Raw genomic sequence first — 17,610 nt, 5'->3', positions numbered from 1 at the left:
GATGCAGAAATGTCACGCTTTCTGCACGGTTTCTGCACGAATAATGGGTAAAGTAATCGTGTCATCACATTATACAGGGGGAATTTAAAATGAAGAAAACAATCGTAGCAAGCCTCACATTATCGACTGCCTTATTGCTTGGTGCATGCGGGAATGATCAAGATAAAGAAGCAAACCACAATGACATGCAGAGTGAAATGCAGGACGATTCACATGAAGGAATGATGCATTCAAGTGACGGGGATTTACCGGAGGGTATTAAAAAAGCAGCAAATCCTAAATTCGAGGTCGGCTCAACAGCAATCATGTCGTCGAAGCATATGAAAGGAATGGATGGAGCGGAAGCGACAATTGCCGGTGCATTTGATACGACCGTTTATGCCGTGAGCTTCACACCAACAGATGGCGGAAAGAAAGTGACCAATCATAAATGGGTCGTCCAGGAAGAGTTAACACCAGTCCCATCTTCTCCACTTAAAAAAGGTGACACGACGACGATTGATGCTGATCATATGACTGGTATGAATGGTGCCAAAGCAACAATCGACAGCGCTGAACAAACAACCGTTTACATGGTTGACTTCAAACCGACGACGGGCGGCGACACTGTCAAAAATCACAAGTGGGTGACAGAAGACGAACTTCAAACGAACGAATAAACTAAAAAAGTCCCGTTCATCAAATGATGAACGGGACTTTTAGTATGATTCTGACTGGGCTCGAACCAGCGACCTCTACCCTGTCAAGGTAGCGCTCTCCCAGCTGAGCTACAGAATCATGATGCAGTACGTTATGTACTTGCTAGGACATTTATTAATATAGCAAGAAACTAAACAGCTGGCAAGTAGTTTCCGTAAAAAAAATAATTTTTTCATAAAAAAACAGTCGAGCTGACTCAAAAAGAAATCACCTTTCTTTTTACGCGCTTTTTTTGCAAGAGTCGCGTGAAGCAAGTGATTCCTTTTAAACAAGATGGGTGTGGCACATGTTTACTTTTGAGTCAGCCCCTTGTTTTTATAATATTGTTGTCACTTGATCGACTGGTAAGCGAAGTGCCGGGCGTTTTTTCGCATTTTCAACGGCTTTACCGACAGCAATCAACATAACAGGTACAAAACGCTCTTCCGTAATGAACGTATCGGCGAATACTTGATGATCGAAACCGCCCATCGCAAGCGTCGAGAGCCCTTTCGCTTCTGCCACGAGCATCAACTGCATCGCAGCTAAGCTGGCATTCGACATTGCCGCGTCACGGCCGTATGCAGCACTTTGGTAGGCACCTTCTACTTGCCCTTTGATCGAGTCAAATAACTCTTCCGTCATGCCGCCCGCTTCGACAGCTGGTCCGTAGACCGGATTGTAATTACGGTTTGCCTGCGTATCACCCAGCACGGCGATGACGACTGAAGAAGACGTGATGGCTGGTTGATTGTAAGCAATCGGTGCGAGCTGTTGTTTCGCTTCTTCTGAGTGGAAGGCGATAAAATGCCAATGTTGTAAGTTCCAAGCACTTGGTGCAGCTGTTGTTAATTCGATTAATTCTTTTACTTCCGTTTCAGTTAATGTAAATGACGCATCATAATGACGAACAGAACGTCGTTCATTCAATGTTTGCAGTGTTTCTGAAAAAGTTTGGTTCATGATGTAATCCCCCTTAATAGTATCTAATTTACTTTGATATCGTATCATCCTGTTTCTCGACTGTCATATGACAAGACTTACTTAACTTCATCTGTTATAAAACAATTATTGACTTTCATCATCTGTACTAATACAATAAGATTATATAAACAACGTTGTATACACATTGATTGCCATTAGGAGGAGATACAAATGGAACAGCCACTTTACCAAGAGACATCTGCTGAATTTTATCGTCAACTCCCTGCAAAAACTTGTGCTACCTGTGGAAAAGAGATGGATGAACAATGCGAATCTTACCAGTCCGAATGTACGGATTGCACAGTCACTGAACAATAAGTGAGCTATAACAAAGAGGACAAACAGATCCAAACGGGTCTGCTTGTCCTCTTTTTCATATTTAATTTAAATCAAATATCATCTGTTTTAATCTAACTTACTGAGTCATAATTTGAAAAATCTTACTCAGTTATCTTTTTGTAACATGTTTGTTACAAATGAAACAGACAAAATGTTACAGTTAACCTATACGATTTTCTGCAAAGGAGCTATAACAGCGATGGATTCATACAACACTGGAAATCCGATTGGTCTTGGACCACGAAAACGACATTCTAAGAACAAATTTCTTCGCAAGCTATCGATTTTATTCACCTTACTTTTACTTTCTGTCGGTGGATTCATCGCCTATCAATACATCAAGCCGAAACAACAGCTCGCTACTGTAACGGTCACAACGCTCGGACAAGTCCCTGTTGCTAACATGGAAAAATCCCGGGTCGATCAATGGAATGGTGTGACAAAAAAAGTCGCCTATTTAACGTTTGAGGATGGTCCTAGCGCCTTAACCACAGACATTTTAAATGAACTGGCGCAACAACAAGTCAAAGCTACTTTCTTTTTCATCGGAAGCAACATCGACGCCCAGCCGACGTTTGTAAAAGATACCGCAACAGCAGGACATTACATCGGTTTGCATAGTGAGACCCATGACTATGAAACGCTCTATAAGAAAAAACAATATGTCAAAGAGATGCTGAGCGTCCAAAAAAAGATTAATCAGTTAACGGGACATTCGCCTCTTCTGACGCGTCCTCCTTATGGCTCGTCTCCCGGTATTTCAAAAACGATTGCGAATGATGTGGCGTCTGCGAATCTACGTGTCTGGGACTGGTCGATTGATTCGATGGATTGGTATTACAAAGACAGTGCAAAAGAAGTCGCAAAAACTGTCATCGACCGGGCAGAAGATCCCTTCGAAATTATTTTATTACATGAACAACCACAAACGTTACGCGCACTTCCGGCAATCGTTGCCGGTTTAAAGAAAAAAGGCTATCAGTTTTCGATTTATGATGAAGACTTCCATATTCCGTTTAATTTTGTTCAGCAATCCAATCTATAAGGAGTTTCGTTCATGAAAAAAATATACCTGTCTCTCACTTTTCTCTCGAGTTGTGCTGCGTTACTTTTAAGTGGTTGTTCAACAGATTCCTCTATGGACTTTTATGACAAACTCGAGGAGCACGCAACATACGAACAAGACGCGACCACGCTCGCAGAGTCTAGAAGTAGAAAAGATGAAATTTCCGTTAACACGTACCAAGCAGTTCTCGATGCAGGAGCCGAGGAAATCAAGCGGTCACAAAATGAACGTGAGGAATTAATGGCTTTAAACGAAGAACGATCCTCTTTGCTTGAACAAGAACAATCGTTGCGCCGAGAGGCTTTCGCCAAGTTAGATATGCAAGAATTAAAAGATTACGTCGCAGAACTCGAAACCGGACCGAAACGTGAAGGATCTCGCGTGATTGAAGTCATCGAACAGCGTGAACAAGCATTCACTACGTTCGTTAAGCAGTATACCGCTTCAATGAACGCGGAGGAAAAATTACTCTCCTACTTGACCGAGAAACCGAACTTCGTTAAGATTGATGAAGCAACAGCCGACTTAAATCGTATTACGCGTCAGGCTACAGCTACGTTAAACGATTTTAATCGTTTAACTGCTCGCTACAATGAATTAAAACCCGCCTTTTACAAAGAGGTAGGTCTCAACATTAAATAACTCACACAGGTTGCAACCAAACCCTGTCCAAAAAACCTGGACAAGGCCCTGTTGCAACCTTTTTTGTGCGTTCTAAAACATGGAGGCAACTAAATGAATCGATCAAAAGCAACACTTTTCGTTTTAATCGGCGCTATCAGTTACGGTGTCCTTTCAACGATTGTCAAACTAGCTTATGCTGCCGGCTTCGACTCTGCTACAGTTTCAGGAAGTCAGTTTCTCTTCGGATGGCTCATGATTTTCATCCTTGCGCTATTTACAAAAAATCTACGTCTCGCACCTACGACCGCTATGAAACTGGTCATTATCGGCATCTCCAGTGGGACGACAGGTTACCTTTACTATCAGAGCCTGCAGACAATATCTGCTTCCGTCGCAATCATCTTATTGTTCCAATTTACGTGGATTGGTGTTGTTATCGATTCAATCATTTCGAAACGCTTACCTTCACGGGCACACTTCTTGTCAGCAATCCTCTTGATTGGCGGAGCCATTTTGGCAAGTGCTGCTTACACGAGTTCGCTTGACTTCCGCGGAACGTTGTTCGGATTAGGAGCAGCGGTCAGCTTCTCCATCTTTTTACTCGCGAGCGGACGTGTCGCAAATCATCTTCCGGTCATCAAAAAGAGCTTTTATATGATGACAGGTGGGTTACTTTTCGTCATGATTATGTATCCACCTACTACTTTCTTGAGCGAAACAAATTTTGAAAATGGAATGTTGCTTTATGCCCTTCCACTCGGCTTATTCGCTTTGATTTTACCACCACTTTTATTTGCTGCAGGTGCACCACATCTCAGTCCTGCCAGCGTCTCATTGCTCGGGGCTGCCGAGCTCCCAACAGCAGTTATCTGTTCTGTGCTCATTTTAGGCGAACATTTAATGGGCTCGCAATGGATTGGTATCATCATCATTTTAGTCGGTATTTTTTATCCGATTTATGCCCACGCCCCAAAACAAAAAACAGTCACTGCGTCGCACAATCAACGTGACTTTTCTTAAAAGTGTATCTCCCTTCAAAACAAAAGACCATCGCTCATGAGCGATGGTCTTTTGTTTACTTATTTTTGACGTTTCATGGCATCCGCGACGAATTCAACATCTGTCCCGATGATGATTTGGACGTTTGTCGCCCCCATCTTCATGACACCTTTTGCACCAGCGGCTTTAATCGCTGCTTCATCAATTACACTTGTATCTTTGACTTGTAAACGTAAACGTGTTGCACAATTATCAATCGCCGTCACATTTTCCGTACCTTGTAGACCTGCAAAGATTTTTGCTGCTTGTTGCTCATACTTATCATCTGAAACACCTGTTACGATACCCGTGTCTGTTACGAGCGATTCATCTTCACGACCTGGTGTTTTTAAATCAAACTTCGTAATCATGAAGTAGAACAGGAAGTAATAGATAACCGCGAACGCGAGACCAACCGGAATCAGCAACAACGGTTTTGTAGCGATTCCAAAATTCAAGGCATAGTCGATAAAACCGGCCGAGAATGAGAAACCATGCAATACTCCGATTAAATTGACGACGGCCATCGAAAGACCTGTCAAAACAGCATGCATGACATACAAGACGGGTGAAAGGAACATGAATGAAAACTCAATCGGCTCCGTAATCCCCGTTAGGAACGAAGTCAATCCTAAACCGATCATCGCTCCGGCAACAGCTTTTCGATTTTCTTTTCGTGCTGCCATCACCATTGCAGCAGCAGCTGCCGGTAGCGCAAACATCATAATCGGGAAGAAACCAGCCTGATAGATACCCGCTGTCGGATCTCCGGCAAAGAAACGGGCAATGTCTCCATTGACGATCGTCCCGTCTGCTTTTTCATACGACCCGAAGACGAACCAAAAAATATTGTTTAAGACATGATGAAGACCGACAGGAATCAAGAGACGGTTGAAGAATCCAAACAGTGCGGCACCGCCTGCTCCGAGGCTGACCATCCATTCTCCTGCACCATTGATCCCATCTTCGATGAACGGCCATAAGTAACCAAAGATAAAAGCTAAAACGAGCATGACAGCAGAGGTGATGATCGGAACGAACCGTCTCCCACCAAAGAATGCTAACCAATCTGGAAGTTTAATGTTATAAAAACGATTGTAAAGCAACCCAGCTGTAATTCCGGCAATGATTCCGCCAAATACAGCCATATTGACCATCGAACCGAGACTCGCCTGATTCGCAATCGCACTCAAGGTCGCACCGTCAGCTTTCGTCGAAGAGTCATTGACAATGGCCGCTATCGCATCATACTTCGCTTGAATTTGGGCGTTGGAATAATCTTTGTTCATTGAATCAACACCATTTTTTAAAACGAGATAACCAACTGCCCCAGCTAATCCGGCTGCCCCGCTGGCATCAATCGAAAGTCCGATTGCGACACCAATAGCGAAGATGAGCGGCAGGTTATCAAAAATTGCCCCTCCCGCTGCAACCATCAATGGGATATCCAGCATGTCTGCCGATCCGAGTCGTAAGACAATCCCTGCGGCTGGTAATACGGCGATTGGTAACATTAAGGCTTTACCAATCCGTTGAAGAAATTGCAACATACACTTCATCCTTTCTTAAGTAAATAATGATTTGTGATAGAACAATGAAAACGCTTTTACAACTGTTATTATTTCATATAAACATCTAAATGACTAGACCTTTATACAAATTTATTCATAAAAAAAGTACCCGAACGTTCGGGTACTTTCAGCCATGCATTAATGACGATTCGTATCCTCAAGATCTTGCTGGACATTTCCGACTGTCTTTTTCGCGCCGCCTTTTAGTTGATCTTTCTTCCCATCACGTTCTGTTGATTTATCCCCTGTTGCTTTACCAAGTGCCTCTTTTGCTTTACCTGCTGCTTTATCGACTGCACCATCGAGCTTTTTATTCAAACCACTGTTATCTGACATATTCATTACCCCCTATTTTTTATGCGAATAATAGTATTTTCCCACCTCTAAAAGAATCAAACATAAAAAAGAAAAAGACTTCCCGTCATTATCGACTGGGAAGTCTTGATCCCTCCATTATTGCGTTACTGAAGCGCCTAATACTTGTTCGATTCGTTCAAAGGCCCAGTCGAGCTCTTCTTTCGTGATGACGAGTGGCGGTGCAAAACGAATGACCGTCTCATGCGTTTCTTTACAGAGCAAACCTTTTTCTTTTAATGCTTCACAATATGGACGAGCCGCTTCTGTCAACTCAACCCCGATGAAAAGACCGCGTCCGCGGACTTCTTTAATGATTGGATTTTTAATTTGTTTTAGTTTCTCCATGAAATACGTTCCGAGTTCGAGCGACCGCTCAGGTAACTTCTCATCTTCAAGTACTTCAAGCGAAGCAACTGAAACGGCACATGCTAATGGATTTCCACCAAACGTTGAGCCATGCGAGCCTGGATTAAAGACATTCAGTACGTCCCGATTTGCCGCGACACATGAAATCGGGAAGACTCCGCCCCCTAATGCTTTTCCGAGAATATACATGTCTGGCGTCACTTCGTCCCAATCCGAAGCAAACCACTTGCCTGAACGTCCGAGACCTGATTGGATTTCGTCAGCCACGAGCAGGACTTTCTGCTCTTTACAGACAGCTTGGGCGTCTTTTAAGAACCCTTCGTACGGAATCAAGATTCCCGCTTCCCCTTGAATCGGCTCAACGATGAAAGCTGCCGTATTTTCAGTGATTGCACCTTTTAAGGCTTCCAGGTCACCATAGGGAATCGTTTTGATTCCAGGTAACAGTGGTCCAAAACCACGTTGGTATTCTGCTTCCGTCGACATGGAAACAGCAGTCATCGTCCGCCCGTGGAAGTTTCCTTCGCACACGATAATCTCAGCGTCGCCCGGAACCCGTTTTACTTCATACGCCCAACGTCGTGCAGCTTTCACTGCTGTTTCGACGGCTTCTGCACCGGTGTTCATTGGTAGAACCATATCTTTATTCGTCAACTTCGCTACTTTTTCATAGAAGAAACCTAACTGATCATTATGGAACGCACGTGACGTCAACGTAATCTTATCAGCCTGGCGTTTTAAAGCTTCGATGATTTTAGGATGACGATGCCCTTGATTGACGGCTGAGTAAGCACTGAGCATATCCATATACTGACGTCCTTCCGGATCTTTGACGAAGACGCCTTCCGCTTCTGAAATGACGATTGGAAGTGGATGATAGTTATGTGCCCCGAACTGCTCTGTCTGTTGAATGATTTTTTCTGTTTGATTCATAAATAGTCCCCCTTTGACTCTTTAGAAAACGCTTTCAAATCGATTATAACAGATTCCTCAAAATAATCTTCATACAAAAATTAAACATCTAAGAGGGTTTATCTGCATGTTGATTGAATATATTGGGAATAGACAAGACAACTGAACTATCAATTTGCGTAACAAGGAGTGTGTGCATGTAATGGACCGTTCGACCATTGATTCCTATGAAGTCGTCATGAGTAAGTTCCCCTTACCTGCCTTCATCTTAAATCTGGATTTAACCGTTCGTATCTGGAACCCTTCGGCTGAAGACTATTGGGGATGGTCTGCAGATGAAGTGTTAGGTCGAACACTTCCGTTATTAAATCCGGAAGACGTTGCTTTTAGTGAACAGATTTGGAAATCATTTTTAGAACGTCGTCAGGCCATTCAACTTCCGAACACGTATTTTTTACACAAAACAGGTACAAGCATGACCTCGACAATGTTGATCACACCACTGTTTGACGATAGCGATGAATACGTCATAGGTGCTTCTTTTTGTAGTCTTCCTTCAACCGCTCAACATTCTGGTACGAAACCGCTCTTTCAAGGATTGATGGACTTACGCTATGCGTTTGATCAAATCGCCTGTGTCCTCGTTTTGGATGCACGGGGCACTATCGCTTATGCGAACGCCAACATGGTCGATTTCACAGGTTTTTGTCCGAATCAGCTAATCAAGCGCCCTTGGACGCAGTTGCTCAGTGCAGCCGAAAACGACGTATTGATGACCATCCGCTCGCAAATTAAACAAAAAAAAGCCTGGTCCGGAAAAGTACCGATTGAAACGTCATCGTCCGAAAAAAAGTTTCTCCAAGCGACACTTATTCCGATTTATGATGCGGCCGGTGTCCGGTTCCAACACCTATTTATCGGGACTGATGTGACCGAAACAACGCGTCTTGAAGAGGAACTTGATTTTCTAGTCCACCATAACGAAATGACACACTTGCTCAATCGACGTGGATTTTTAAGAGAAGGTGCAACAATGTACGATCACGCTTCACCCACTCAGCCGCTCGCTTTAATCTTATTTGATATCGATCGTTTCAAAGTCATCAATGATTCGTTCGGAACGCACATCGGTGATCAACTTTTACAAGCATTAGCCATTCGTCTCTCACAGCAGACAGAAGGTACCTTAACCTTTCATCCAATGAGTGATTTATTCGGTCTACTCATTCCCGCTTCCGACAGAAATATGTTGTTCCAACTCGTCCGTAAGCTCCAACAAGTCATTCAACGCCCTTACTACATTAATGGTCATTCATTAATCATCTCCTGTACGTTCGGAATCACGCTCTATCCGTCAGAGGCCAGTTCACTCGAAGATTTATTCCGGCGATCAGAAATGGCACTATACTCAGGAAAAGCTGTCGGAACAGGAACGATTCAATATTTAACACATGAAATGGATCAACAATTTACACGAAAAGTACAGCTTGAACGTTCTTTATTTACAGCTTTGGAAGATGGCGCGTTCTCACTCGCTTATCAGCCAATCATCAACTTGAAAACGAGACGTGTGAATGGCTTCGAGGCATTGCTGCGTTGGAATCATACAGCACTCGGAAGTATTCCGCCGGCTGAGTTCATTCCGCTTGCCGAAGAAGCAGCACTCATCACACCCATCAATAACTGGGTCGTACTCGAGGCGTGCGAACAACTAGCCAAGTGGCAACAGACGATTGATCCTAAGCTGACGATGGCCATCAACATTTCCCCCCATCAGTTCCAAAGCGATTCCTTTATCCGGACGCTCCAACACTTGATTTCAAATAAAATAATCTCGCCTCGCTCAGTGACGCTTGAGATGACAGAAAACATCGCTATCCTACAAACGCAGCGAACACTCGAACGGATGCAATTGATCAAGTCACTCGGTTTCCGCCTGTCCATCGATGATTTCGGAACAGGTTATTCTTCACTTCAATATTTAAGTGCTTTTCCAATCGATGAACTCAAAATCGATAAAACTTTTATTGATGGGATTGACGTTGGAAATGTAGGATTATTAGATTCCATTATTCAACTAGGTCGGAATTTGAACCTTAATTTAGTTGCGGAAGGAGTCGAAACTTCCAGCGCTGAAGCGTATCTAAAAACAACATCATGTCAACAGATGCAAGGATTCATCTTCGCAAAACCTTTATCCGCCGACGAGGTCGACAAACGATTTAATTCCTCAACTAGCTGATATCGCTTGTTTAACAATACAAAAAGGGCTGACTCAAAAGTCAGCCCTTCAGCGTGTAGACAAATTATTAAGAAGCCTAAACATGCGGTATCGAGATGCAATCCGTTCGCGCTTCCCTGTCTCGCCTCGTCTTCAAAGCGGCAATCTTTCGCGCTCTAAACCGTCTCCATGCCCGGCTTTCCGTCACGGTGTTATCTAAAAAGCGTCACATTTCGTTGACTCCTATGGGGAAAAATGCGTTTTTGACGCACGTTCAGAGGCAGGCAAGACCCTGCTCGTTGTCCGCTAGGATCCAAGGAGCAACGGCTTGCGCCTCGCCCGAGGAAAGCAACGAAAAAAGATGCTTGATCTCCCGATAGCACGTTGTCTACAGTCGGAAGGGCTGACTCAATAGTCAGCCCTTTTTTACGATTACAACTGGATTTGACCAGCGATCATACCATAAATGGCGATCCCCGCTAAAATTACGAGCACACCGCTCGCGATCATCTCGTAACGTGACATGCCACTACGTTTTTGCTCACGTTCTGCTAACGAGTAGGCAATGATACCCGGAGCATAAACCAATGCTGCAATGACGATGTACCAAATACCCGACGCATACACGAGCCAAATCGAATAGAAGGAAGCAATAATAGAGAAAATCAACATCTTCGTATTGCGTTCCGCCTTAGAGAAACGAACGCTATAGATCGCCGACAACAAGTACGGTAAAAGTGCACAGATCCCGGCAATACTCGATAAAACAAGATACGTTTGGGCCGAGAACAAAGCAACCGCCGCAACGAGTTGTGTCGCAATTTGTGTGATAAGCAATGCGCCGACGGGTGCTCCGTTCCGGTTCGTCTTCGCGAACACTTTTGGAAAAGCTCCATCTTTTGCGACAAGATAGGAAATCTCTGAAGCTAAAATCGTCCAACCGAGCAAAGCACCCGACAACGAGATAATTAATCCAATCATGATGATGGTTGCACCGACCGGTCCGATTGCGGCTTCCAAAACATACGCCATTGTCGGTTCATTTAATCCGGCTAGTTGCTCTTGCGTCAGGACACCGAGTGATAACACTGAAATCAAGATGTAAATGACGAGTACGCCGACGAGACCTGTCACGGTCGCCTTACCGACATCACTCCGCTTGTTCGCACGTGACGATAAGACGACGGCTCCCTCAATTCCGACGAATGCCCAAAGCGTGACAAGCATCGTTCCCTTCACTTGTTCAAAAATCGATCCAAGCTCCGTTCCCTCTCCCCAAAAATTAAGATTGAACGTGCGTACATTAAACGCAATCCCGACGAGCAGAATGAAGATTAGGATGGGGACAAGCTTAGCGATTGTCGTAATCAAGTTAACGAGTGTTGCTTCTTTAATCCCACTCGAGACAATCCAAAACAGTCCCCACACGACGACGACACTCATCATCAATAAAAATAGTCGATTTTCCGCTGAAAAAATCGGGAAGAAATAACTGAGTGCGTTAAAGACTAACGTGATATTCGCAACGGTACCGATCCAGGCGGATACCCAGTACCCCCAAGCGCTATTGAAACCAACGAAACGACCGAAGCCTTCTCGTGCATACGCATAAATACCACCTTCAAGCTCCGGCTTACTATTCGCCAAGTGCTGAAAAACTAATGCCAACATAATCATACCGAGCCCTGTAATGCTCCAACCGATTAAAATCGGACCAGCACTTGCTTTTTGAGCCATCGCTCCTGGCAGGTTAAAGGCTCCCCCTCCAACCATCGAACCGATGACCATTGCTGCTAATGCAAAAAAACCAATCTTTTGTTGATTCATGATGTAAACACTTCCTCCAAATCTGTATATCTATTCATATTAAACGTATATTCATTCGAAGACACAAAGTTCATTATAACAAAACCCACTTCAATGTAAAGAAAGGATTTGATGATGATGGCATGGGTGCATTCGTTCCAACTAGAGGACTTATATAAATTAATGATTGCCGCAACATTTGGAATCATTATCGGATTCGAACGTGAAGTCAAAAACAAGCCAGTTGGTATACGTACTAGCCTCGTAATTACCCTGATCAGTTGCCTGTTAACCATCGTTTCAATCAACTCCGTTATTTTTTATGAAAACATTGCTTCTCATGTCCAGATGGATCCGATGCGAATCGTCGCCCAAATCGTCGCCGGAATTGGATTCATCGGAGCCGGCGTCATCCTCCGACGTCCACATGATATCGTCAGTGGTTTGACGACAGCAGCAATTATCTGGGCAGCGAGCGGCATCGGGATTGCCGTCGGTGCAGGATTCATTATTGAGTCAAGCTTTCTCGTACTTTTTCTATTCGTTTCGCTCGAAAGTATCACCTGGATCATGAAACGATTCAACAACAGCCGGTTTGAAGCAAACGTCATCGTCGCTCATTTGACTTTACCGGAAACACTCGATGCAGAAACGGTTAAAAAAGCGCTCGAACAACAAGGGGTCCGGATTACGAATATTCGTTTACGCGGCACGCCACAGCAATTGACATTGCGGATGTACTCGCCTCACCGTGTCACGATTTTCATACTTTATGACTACTTGAAATCGCTCGGAATTGGGCAAATAGACCTTGATCAGTGAGAATTATCAGAAAATTTATGTTGCATTTTCATCCATTTTCACTTAAATTTACATTATGTTCAAACTTTTCTGAAATTATTTTAAATTAATCGGGGGGTCATTTTTCACATGAAGAAACAGACTAAAATCGCCTTTGCTGGCTTATCGAGCATGGCGCTACTCGCAGTAGCAGCTTGTGGTCAGGATAATGAATCGAACGGTAGCTCGTCATCAGATGGTAACAAAAAACAAGAAGTGACATTTATCTCTACAACGGATGTCCCACAACTCGATCCATCGAAAACGACGGACTCGACATCAATCATCGTGACAAACAACGTATTCGAAGGCCTTTATCGTCTGGATGGTGAAAATAAACCAACGCCTGGGATGGCTGAAAGTGTTGAAGTATCCGATGATAAACAAACATATACCTTCAAACTACGCAAAGACGCAAAATGGTCGGATGGTTCATCGGTCACAGCGGATGATTTCATTTACTCATGGAAACGTGCACTTGATCCGAAAACAGGTGCTGAATATGCGTACATCTTACAGGATTTAAAGAACGCCAATAAAATCATGGCGGGTGAAGCAGAACTCGACGAACTCGGCGTCAAAAAAATCGACGAACAAACACTCGAAGTTCAGCTCGAAGCACCTGCACCGTATTTCCTTGGTTTGACGAGTTTCCCTACGTACTTACCACTTAAGCAATCATTCGTCGAAGAAAAAGGCGACAAATTCGCGATGAATGTTGAATCGATGAACTTCAATGGACCTTTTATCTTGTCAGATTGGCAATCGAACGCCGGATGGACATACAAAAAGAATCCAGATTACTGGGACAAAGCAAACGTCAAAATGGATAAAATCGATGTGAAGGTCGTAAAAGAAATCTCGACCGGCGTCAACTTATTCGAGTCAAAAGAAGTTGATTTCGCACCGATCACTTCTGAATTCGTTTCACAATACGAACAGTCAGAAGACTACAAAACACGTCCAGACGCACGGATCAATTTCTTACGCTTCAACCAGAAAAATAAAGCACTTCAAAATGAGAACATCCGCAAAGCCCTTGCACTTGGTTTCGAGAAGCAAGGCATCACAGATGTCATCCTGAACGATGGATCAGAACCTGCGAACTTCATCGTCGCAAAAGATTTCACGTTCACACCGGACGGCGAAGACTTCCGTGCGAAATACCCAGACCTTCAAAGCTTTGACGCTGCAGAAGCGAAAAAAGCCTGGGAGGCCGGTCTAAAAGAGTTAGGTGTTAAAACAGTTGAACTCGATATGCTTTCACGAGATGAGGATGCCTTCAAAAAGGTATCTGAATTCTTAAAAGGTGATCTCGAGAAGAACTTGCCTGGCTTGACGGTCAAAATCAAGCAACAACCGTTCAAAAACTTCCTTGATCTTGAGTCAAAAGGTGACTATGACATCTCCGCTGCCGGCTGGGGCCCTGACTACCAGGATCCAATGACGTTCCTCGACATGTGGTTAACGGACGGAAGCTTTAACCGGATGAACTACTCGAATAAAGAGTTTGATCAACTTGTTAAAGATGCGAAAAAAGAAACAGATGAAGCAAAACGTTGGTCTGATCTTCAAGAAGCTGAAAAAATGCTTCTCGCAGAAGATTATGCAATTGCTCCAATCTATCAAAAAGGTGAAGCTTACTTGCAACGGGCTAATATCGACAAATTATACCGCCACCCATTTGGTGCTGACATGAGCTTTAAATGGATGGAAGTTAAGTAAGTAACATATGAAATCCAAAAATCCATTCCGGTGGGTTTTTGGATTTTTTTATTTTGTAAAACAACAAAGACCCCTTCTGCCGGAGCCGTCTGGGGTCTTTACTGTGCGATTTGTTTATAGAATTCAATTTTTTCATGTTGTCCCTCTTCTACTGCTCTGAAAAACTCGGCGAAAAATTCATACAACACCGTTCGCTCTTGATAGGTCGGACCTGCTTGACGGATGACAGAAAACGCAAGGTTTCGCAGTTGACGTTTTGTTCGACGCCGCTCTGGCAACTCATGAAATTGGTCGATAAACGAGCGATAGACGCAAGCAATCAGTTCTTGATGTCCTTCAAAATACGATTTATCCATACGATCCTTCCTTTCTTTTTTCTTTTATATTTTACGAATCAAGGGTTAAAAAGTTTCACTAAAAGTGATGTTTTTCACAGATGATATAAAAACAACTATAACAAGGATCAGATAATGATTCAACTTGGAAAATATTAAGTTTCAATAACAAATGTAAAGGAATGATGGGATTTGAGGCGGGAAGGAAATCAATAAAGCAGGTGAACACTAGTCGTAGTGAGTGTTCACCTTTTTTAATTCGTGTTTCTTTATTTTGGGGCCTGCGTCTTAATATGTTGGAAGGTTTTGACGTCAAACAGTCCGCTGTCCGTCAATTTCAAGTTCGGAATGACGGGTAAGCAAAGGAACGACATCGTCAAATACGGATTGAATGAACGATCCGCTTCTAGTACATCCAGTGCATCGTTTAACTTTTCTAACGTAGCTCCGACTTCCTCGAACGGACGACTCGTCATCAAACCGGCGATCTCAAGTGGCAGTTCTGCCAAGACGTCCTCACCTTTGACCGCGATGACGCCTCCCCCCGCTTTAACGAGACGCTCTGCTGCAAGCTTCATCTCCGCATCTGAAGTACCGACGATGACGAGGTTATGTGAATCATGGGCGACCGTCGCGGCAATCGCTCCACGTTTCATACCGAATCCTTGGACAATGCCAACTGCTGAGAAGTCTGTTCCGTTATGGCGTTCGATGACAGCAATCTTTAATAAATCTTGCGCTGTATCCTGCACAAACATTCCATCGACGACGGGCACATCCAACACGAGATGGTTCGTAACAATGCTTTTCGGAATAACTCCGATAACATTTGCTTTCGGGTGCGCGAGTGGCAGTTCAAACACTGTGTCCGTGATTTCTTTCGTTTTTAATTCACCGCGCAAATTAGGTGGGACCGTTACTTTTGGAGACGTAATGATTGTTTTACCATCCCGAGCGACCGGTTCGCCTTTTACGAACACTTCACGAATCACTACACGATCAGGATCCGTCAAAAGAACGTAATCCGCCCGGCGTCCTGGGACGATTGCCCCGCGATCTTGTAATGCATAGGCATTTGCTGCATGGAGTGATGCCATCGCATATGCCGTTTCCCGTTTAATCCCATGCTCGATCGCATAGCGCACGTTGTAGTCGATCGTTCCCTCACGTAATGTATCATCCAAATGTTTATCGTCTGTACAGAATAAGAAGCGACTCGCATTGCTTTCCGTTACGGCATCAAGTACTTCTTTTAAATTCCGGGCTGCCGATCCTTCACGGACTTCGACATACAAACCTCTGCGTGCACGTATGAGCGCTTCTTCTTTCGTAACCGCTTCATGATCCGTCCGGATGCCGGCAACCCCGTAGATATTGACTTCACGTGCACCAAGACCTGCTGCATGACCATCAACGAGCTTTCCTGCTGCTTCAATCTGCTCGATTTTCTGTAGCATGTCCGCATCGGCACGTTCGACCGCCGGGTAATCCATTACTTCTCCCAAGCCATGGACACCCGGATGATTGACGAACGGTACTAAGTCGGCTGCCTTTAACGACGCCCCTGCGTGTTCGAACGACGTCGCCGGAACACAGCTCGGTAACATCATCCGTACATCAAGACGAAGCTGTTCCGCGTCATCTAACATGAACTGTAGACCGTCCGCTCCCTTGACGTTAGCAATTTCGTGTGGATCGGCGATTACCGTCGTCACTCCGAGCGGTAAGATGGCCTGTTCATATTCACTCGGTGTCACCATCGAAGATTCGATATGGACGTGTCCATCGATGAAACTCGGTGCGATATATTGATCCGTTCCATCAATGTTCTCTTCACCTTCATAGCCGTCCCCAACGGCGGCGATGTAGCCTGAATCGATTGCGACATCCGCTTGATAGGTCTCACGTGTCATCACATCAATGACCTGAATGCCTTGATAGACAATTGCCGCTTTCTGTTTTTTCGCAGCAATCGCGATAAGTCGTGCTCGAACTGTAGTATCCATCCTATATCCTCCTATAATGACCGGTATTTTTACCATCTTACAATTAGATTGTAAGCAGTTGCAATTTATTTTTCGGGAGTTCAAGATAAAAGAGGTAATTCTTAATCGAAAGTGAGGACAAGCAATCATGAAGTATCGCGTCGGAAACTTAATTCCAAAGGTCGATCCAAGCGTATATATCGCAGACGGTGCAAAAGTCATCGGTGAAGTCGAGATCGGGAAAGATTCAAGTGTCTGGTTCAACACCGTCATCCGCGGGGATGAAGGGCTCATCTCAATCGGGGAGCGGGTTAACATTCAAGATGGTTCGATGATTCATCAATATGAGGAATACTCAACGATTATCGAAGATGATGTCACGATTGGACATATGGCCATGATTCACGGAGGCATCATTCGAAAAGGCGCATTAATCGGCATGTCAGCCACAATTTTAGACGAAGCAGAAATCGGAACCGGTTCGTTCGTCGCTGCCGGTAGCCTCGTTCCACCTAAAATGGTCGTCCCTCCGAATTCGCTCGTCATGGGCGTCCCTGCAAAAGTCATTCGCGAAATCAATGATCACGACCGGTTCATCATGGAGCGGACTGTCAAAAAATATATCAAGCGCGGACAACAGTACGCTGCTGATTGTGTACCTTTATCTGAAGATATGACAGCCTTGTGAAAACACTTACAATATTCACCTGTTTTTAACATTTCCCCTCTCGTTCGTTTACATGTTGCGCGTACACTAAAGGTG

Annotated in this window: 16 protein-coding genes and 1 tRNA gene; 9 read left to right on the top strand and 8 right to left on the bottom strand. The window is 44.2% G+C overall.

All coding sequences use genetic code 11. The annotated features are described in order from the left end of the window. The first annotated feature begins 89 nt into the window (after positions 1-89). A complete protein-coding gene (locus A0126_RS02550; RefSeq protein WP_088836326.1) occupies positions 90-659 on the top strand; it encodes a YdhK family protein in 570 nt (189 codons plus the stop codon). Between the two features lie 45 nt (positions 660-704). Here A0126_RS02550 and A0126_RS02545 read toward each other — a convergent pair. Together A0126_RS02545 and A0126_RS02540 are read right to left on the bottom strand one after the other, a co-directional pair. Continuing rightward, a tRNA-Val gene (locus A0126_RS02545) sits at positions 705-777 on the bottom strand. Positions 778-1,014: 237 nt separating this feature from the next. Further along, on the bottom strand, positions 1,015-1,641 hold the full coding sequence (locus tag A0126_RS02540; RefSeq protein WP_088836325.1) for a nitroreductase family protein: 627 nt from the start codon (positions 1,639-1,641) through the stop codon (positions 1,015-1,017). Between the two features lie 192 nt (positions 1,642-1,833). Here A0126_RS02540 and yhfH point away from each other — a divergent pair, with 192 nt between their 5' ends. From yhfH to A0126_RS02520, 4 genes are all read left to right on the top strand, one after another. Then, positions 1,834-1,980, top strand: a complete 147-nt coding sequence (gene yhfH, locus A0126_RS02535; RefSeq protein ID WP_084157661.1) for a protein YhfH — start codon at positions 1,834-1,836, stop codon at positions 1,978-1,980. 220 nt (positions 1,981-2,200) lie between these two features. Beyond that, complete coding sequence (locus tag A0126_RS02530) at positions 2,201-3,046, top strand: polysaccharide deacetylase family protein (RefSeq protein WP_088836324.1); 846 nt, start codon at positions 2,201-2,203, stop codon at positions 3,044-3,046. Positions 3,047-3,058: 12 nt separating this feature from the next. Beyond that, on the top strand, positions 3,059-3,709 hold the full coding sequence (locus A0126_RS02525; RefSeq protein ID WP_088836323.1) for a YkyA family protein: 651 nt from the start codon (positions 3,059-3,061) through the stop codon (positions 3,707-3,709). A 93-nt stretch (positions 3,710-3,802) separates the two neighbouring features. Continuing rightward, positions 3,803-4,711, top strand: a complete 909-nt coding sequence (locus tag A0126_RS02520; RefSeq protein ID WP_029332642.1) for an EamA family transporter — start codon at positions 3,803-3,805, stop codon at positions 4,709-4,711. A 59-nt stretch (positions 4,712-4,770) separates the two neighbouring features. On the opposite strand, the gene nagE is transcribed toward A0126_RS02520, so the two are convergent. From nagE to A0126_RS02505, 3 genes are all read right to left on the bottom strand, one after another. Beyond that, on the bottom strand, positions 4,771-6,279 hold the full coding sequence (gene nagE, locus A0126_RS02515) for an N-acetylglucosamine-specific PTS transporter subunit IIBC (protein WP_088836322.1): 1,509 nt from the start codon (positions 6,277-6,279) through the stop codon (positions 4,771-4,773). Positions 6,280-6,438: 159 nt separating this feature from the next. Next, entirely contained in the window at positions 6,439-6,636 is a 198-nt protein-coding gene (locus tag A0126_RS02510; protein ID WP_088836321.1) for a CsbD family protein, read from the bottom strand. A gap of 117 nt (positions 6,637-6,753) precedes the next feature. Further along, a complete protein-coding gene (locus A0126_RS02505; protein ID WP_088836320.1) occupies positions 6,754-7,956 on the bottom strand; it encodes an ornithine--oxo-acid transaminase in 1,203 nt (400 codons plus the stop codon). A 181-nt stretch (positions 7,957-8,137) separates the two neighbouring features. Between A0126_RS02505 and A0126_RS02500 the strand changes: the two genes are divergently transcribed. Further along, on the top strand, positions 8,138-10,177 hold the full coding sequence (locus tag A0126_RS02500) for a sensor domain-containing protein (RefSeq protein ID WP_088836319.1): 2,040 nt from the start codon (positions 8,138-8,140) through the stop codon (positions 10,175-10,177). Between the two features lie 411 nt (positions 10,178-10,588). Here the strand turns inward: A0126_RS02500 and A0126_RS02495 are convergent, their stop codons facing one another. After that, complete coding sequence (locus A0126_RS02495; RefSeq protein ID WP_204251430.1) at positions 10,589-11,986, bottom strand: basic amino acid/polyamine antiporter; 1,398 nt, start codon at positions 11,984-11,986, stop codon at positions 10,589-10,591. A 114-nt stretch (positions 11,987-12,100) separates the two neighbouring features. Between A0126_RS02495 and A0126_RS02490 the strand changes: the two genes are divergently transcribed. Next, positions 12,101-12,784, top strand: a complete 684-nt coding sequence (locus A0126_RS02490) for an MgtC/SapB family protein (protein WP_088838422.1) — start codon at positions 12,101-12,103, stop codon at positions 12,782-12,784. A 108-nt stretch (positions 12,785-12,892) separates the two neighbouring features. Further along, on the top strand, positions 12,893-14,527 hold the full coding sequence (locus A0126_RS02485; RefSeq protein WP_088836317.1) for a peptide ABC transporter substrate-binding protein: 1,635 nt from the start codon (positions 12,893-12,895) through the stop codon (positions 14,525-14,527). A gap of 98 nt (positions 14,528-14,625) precedes the next feature. Here the strand turns inward: A0126_RS02485 and A0126_RS02480 are convergent, their stop codons facing one another. Then, a complete protein-coding gene (locus A0126_RS02480) occupies positions 14,626-14,883 on the bottom strand; it encodes a hypothetical protein (RefSeq protein ID WP_088836316.1) in 258 nt (85 codons plus the stop codon). A 248-nt stretch (positions 14,884-15,131) separates the two neighbouring features. Beyond that, positions 15,132-16,868, bottom strand: a complete 1,737-nt coding sequence (gene ade, locus A0126_RS02475; RefSeq protein WP_088836315.1) for an adenine deaminase — start codon at positions 16,866-16,868, stop codon at positions 15,132-15,134. A gap of 127 nt (positions 16,869-16,995) precedes the next feature. Between ade and A0126_RS02470 the strand changes: the two genes are divergently transcribed. After that, positions 16,996-17,535: a gamma carbonic anhydrase family protein gene (locus A0126_RS02470; RefSeq protein WP_088836314.1), complete on the top strand. Its 540-nt coding sequence runs from the start codon at positions 16,996-16,998 to the stop codon at positions 17,533-17,535. The last annotated feature ends 75 nt before the right edge of the window (positions 17,536-17,610 follow it).

The sequence above is a fragment of the Exiguobacterium sp. N4-1P genome (assembly GCF_002214325.1).
The sequence above is the reverse complement of the archived record's forward strand: the minus strand, read 5'-3'. Positions and strand labels throughout refer to the sequence as shown.

Coding starts and splice junctions, on each gene's coding strand:
- A0126_RS02525 (WP_088836323.1), top strand. CDS start 3,059: ATGAAAAAAATATACCTGTCTCTCACTTTTCTCTCGAGTTGTGCTGCG.
- A0126_RS02485 (WP_088836317.1), top strand. CDS start 12,893: ATGAAGAAACAGACTAAAATCGCCTTTGCTGGCTTATCGAGCATGGCG.
- ade (WP_088836315.1), bottom strand. CDS start 16,868: ATGGATACTACAGTTCGAGCACGACTTATCGCGATTGCTGCGAAAAAA.
- A0126_RS02505 (WP_088836320.1), bottom strand. CDS start 7,956: ATGAATCAAACAGAAAAAATCATTCAACAGACAGAGCAGTTCGGGGCA.
- A0126_RS02550 (WP_088836326.1), top strand. CDS start 90: ATGAAGAAAACAATCGTAGCAAGCCTCACATTATCGACTGCCTTATTG.
- A0126_RS02480 (WP_088836316.1), bottom strand. CDS start 14,883: ATGGATAAATCGTATTTTGAAGGACATCAAGAACTGATTGCTTGCGTC.
- A0126_RS02470 (WP_088836314.1), top strand. CDS start 16,996: ATGAAGTATCGCGTCGGAAACTTAATTCCAAAGGTCGATCCAAGCGTA.
- nagE (WP_088836322.1), bottom strand. CDS start 6,279: ATGTTGCAATTTCTTCAACGGATTGGTAAAGCCTTAATGTTACCAATC.
- A0126_RS02520 (WP_029332642.1), top strand. CDS start 3,803: ATGAATCGATCAAAAGCAACACTTTTCGTTTTAATCGGCGCTATCAGT.
- yhfH (WP_084157661.1), top strand. CDS start 1,834: ATGGAACAGCCACTTTACCAAGAGACATCTGCTGAATTTTATCGTCAA.
- A0126_RS02540 (WP_088836325.1), bottom strand. CDS start 1,641: ATGAACCAAACTTTTTCAGAAACACTGCAAACATTGAATGAACGACGT.
- A0126_RS02530 (WP_088836324.1), top strand. CDS start 2,201: ATGGATTCATACAACACTGGAAATCCGATTGGTCTTGGACCACGAAAA.
- A0126_RS02510 (WP_088836321.1), bottom strand. CDS start 6,636: ATGTCAGATAACAGTGGTTTGAATAAAAAGCTCGATGGTGCAGTCGAT.
- A0126_RS02490 (WP_088838422.1), top strand. CDS start 12,101: ATGGCATGGGTGCATTCGTTCCAACTAGAGGACTTATATAAATTAATG.
- A0126_RS02500 (WP_088836319.1), top strand. CDS start 8,138: ATGGACCGTTCGACCATTGATTCCTATGAAGTCGTCATGAGTAAGTTC.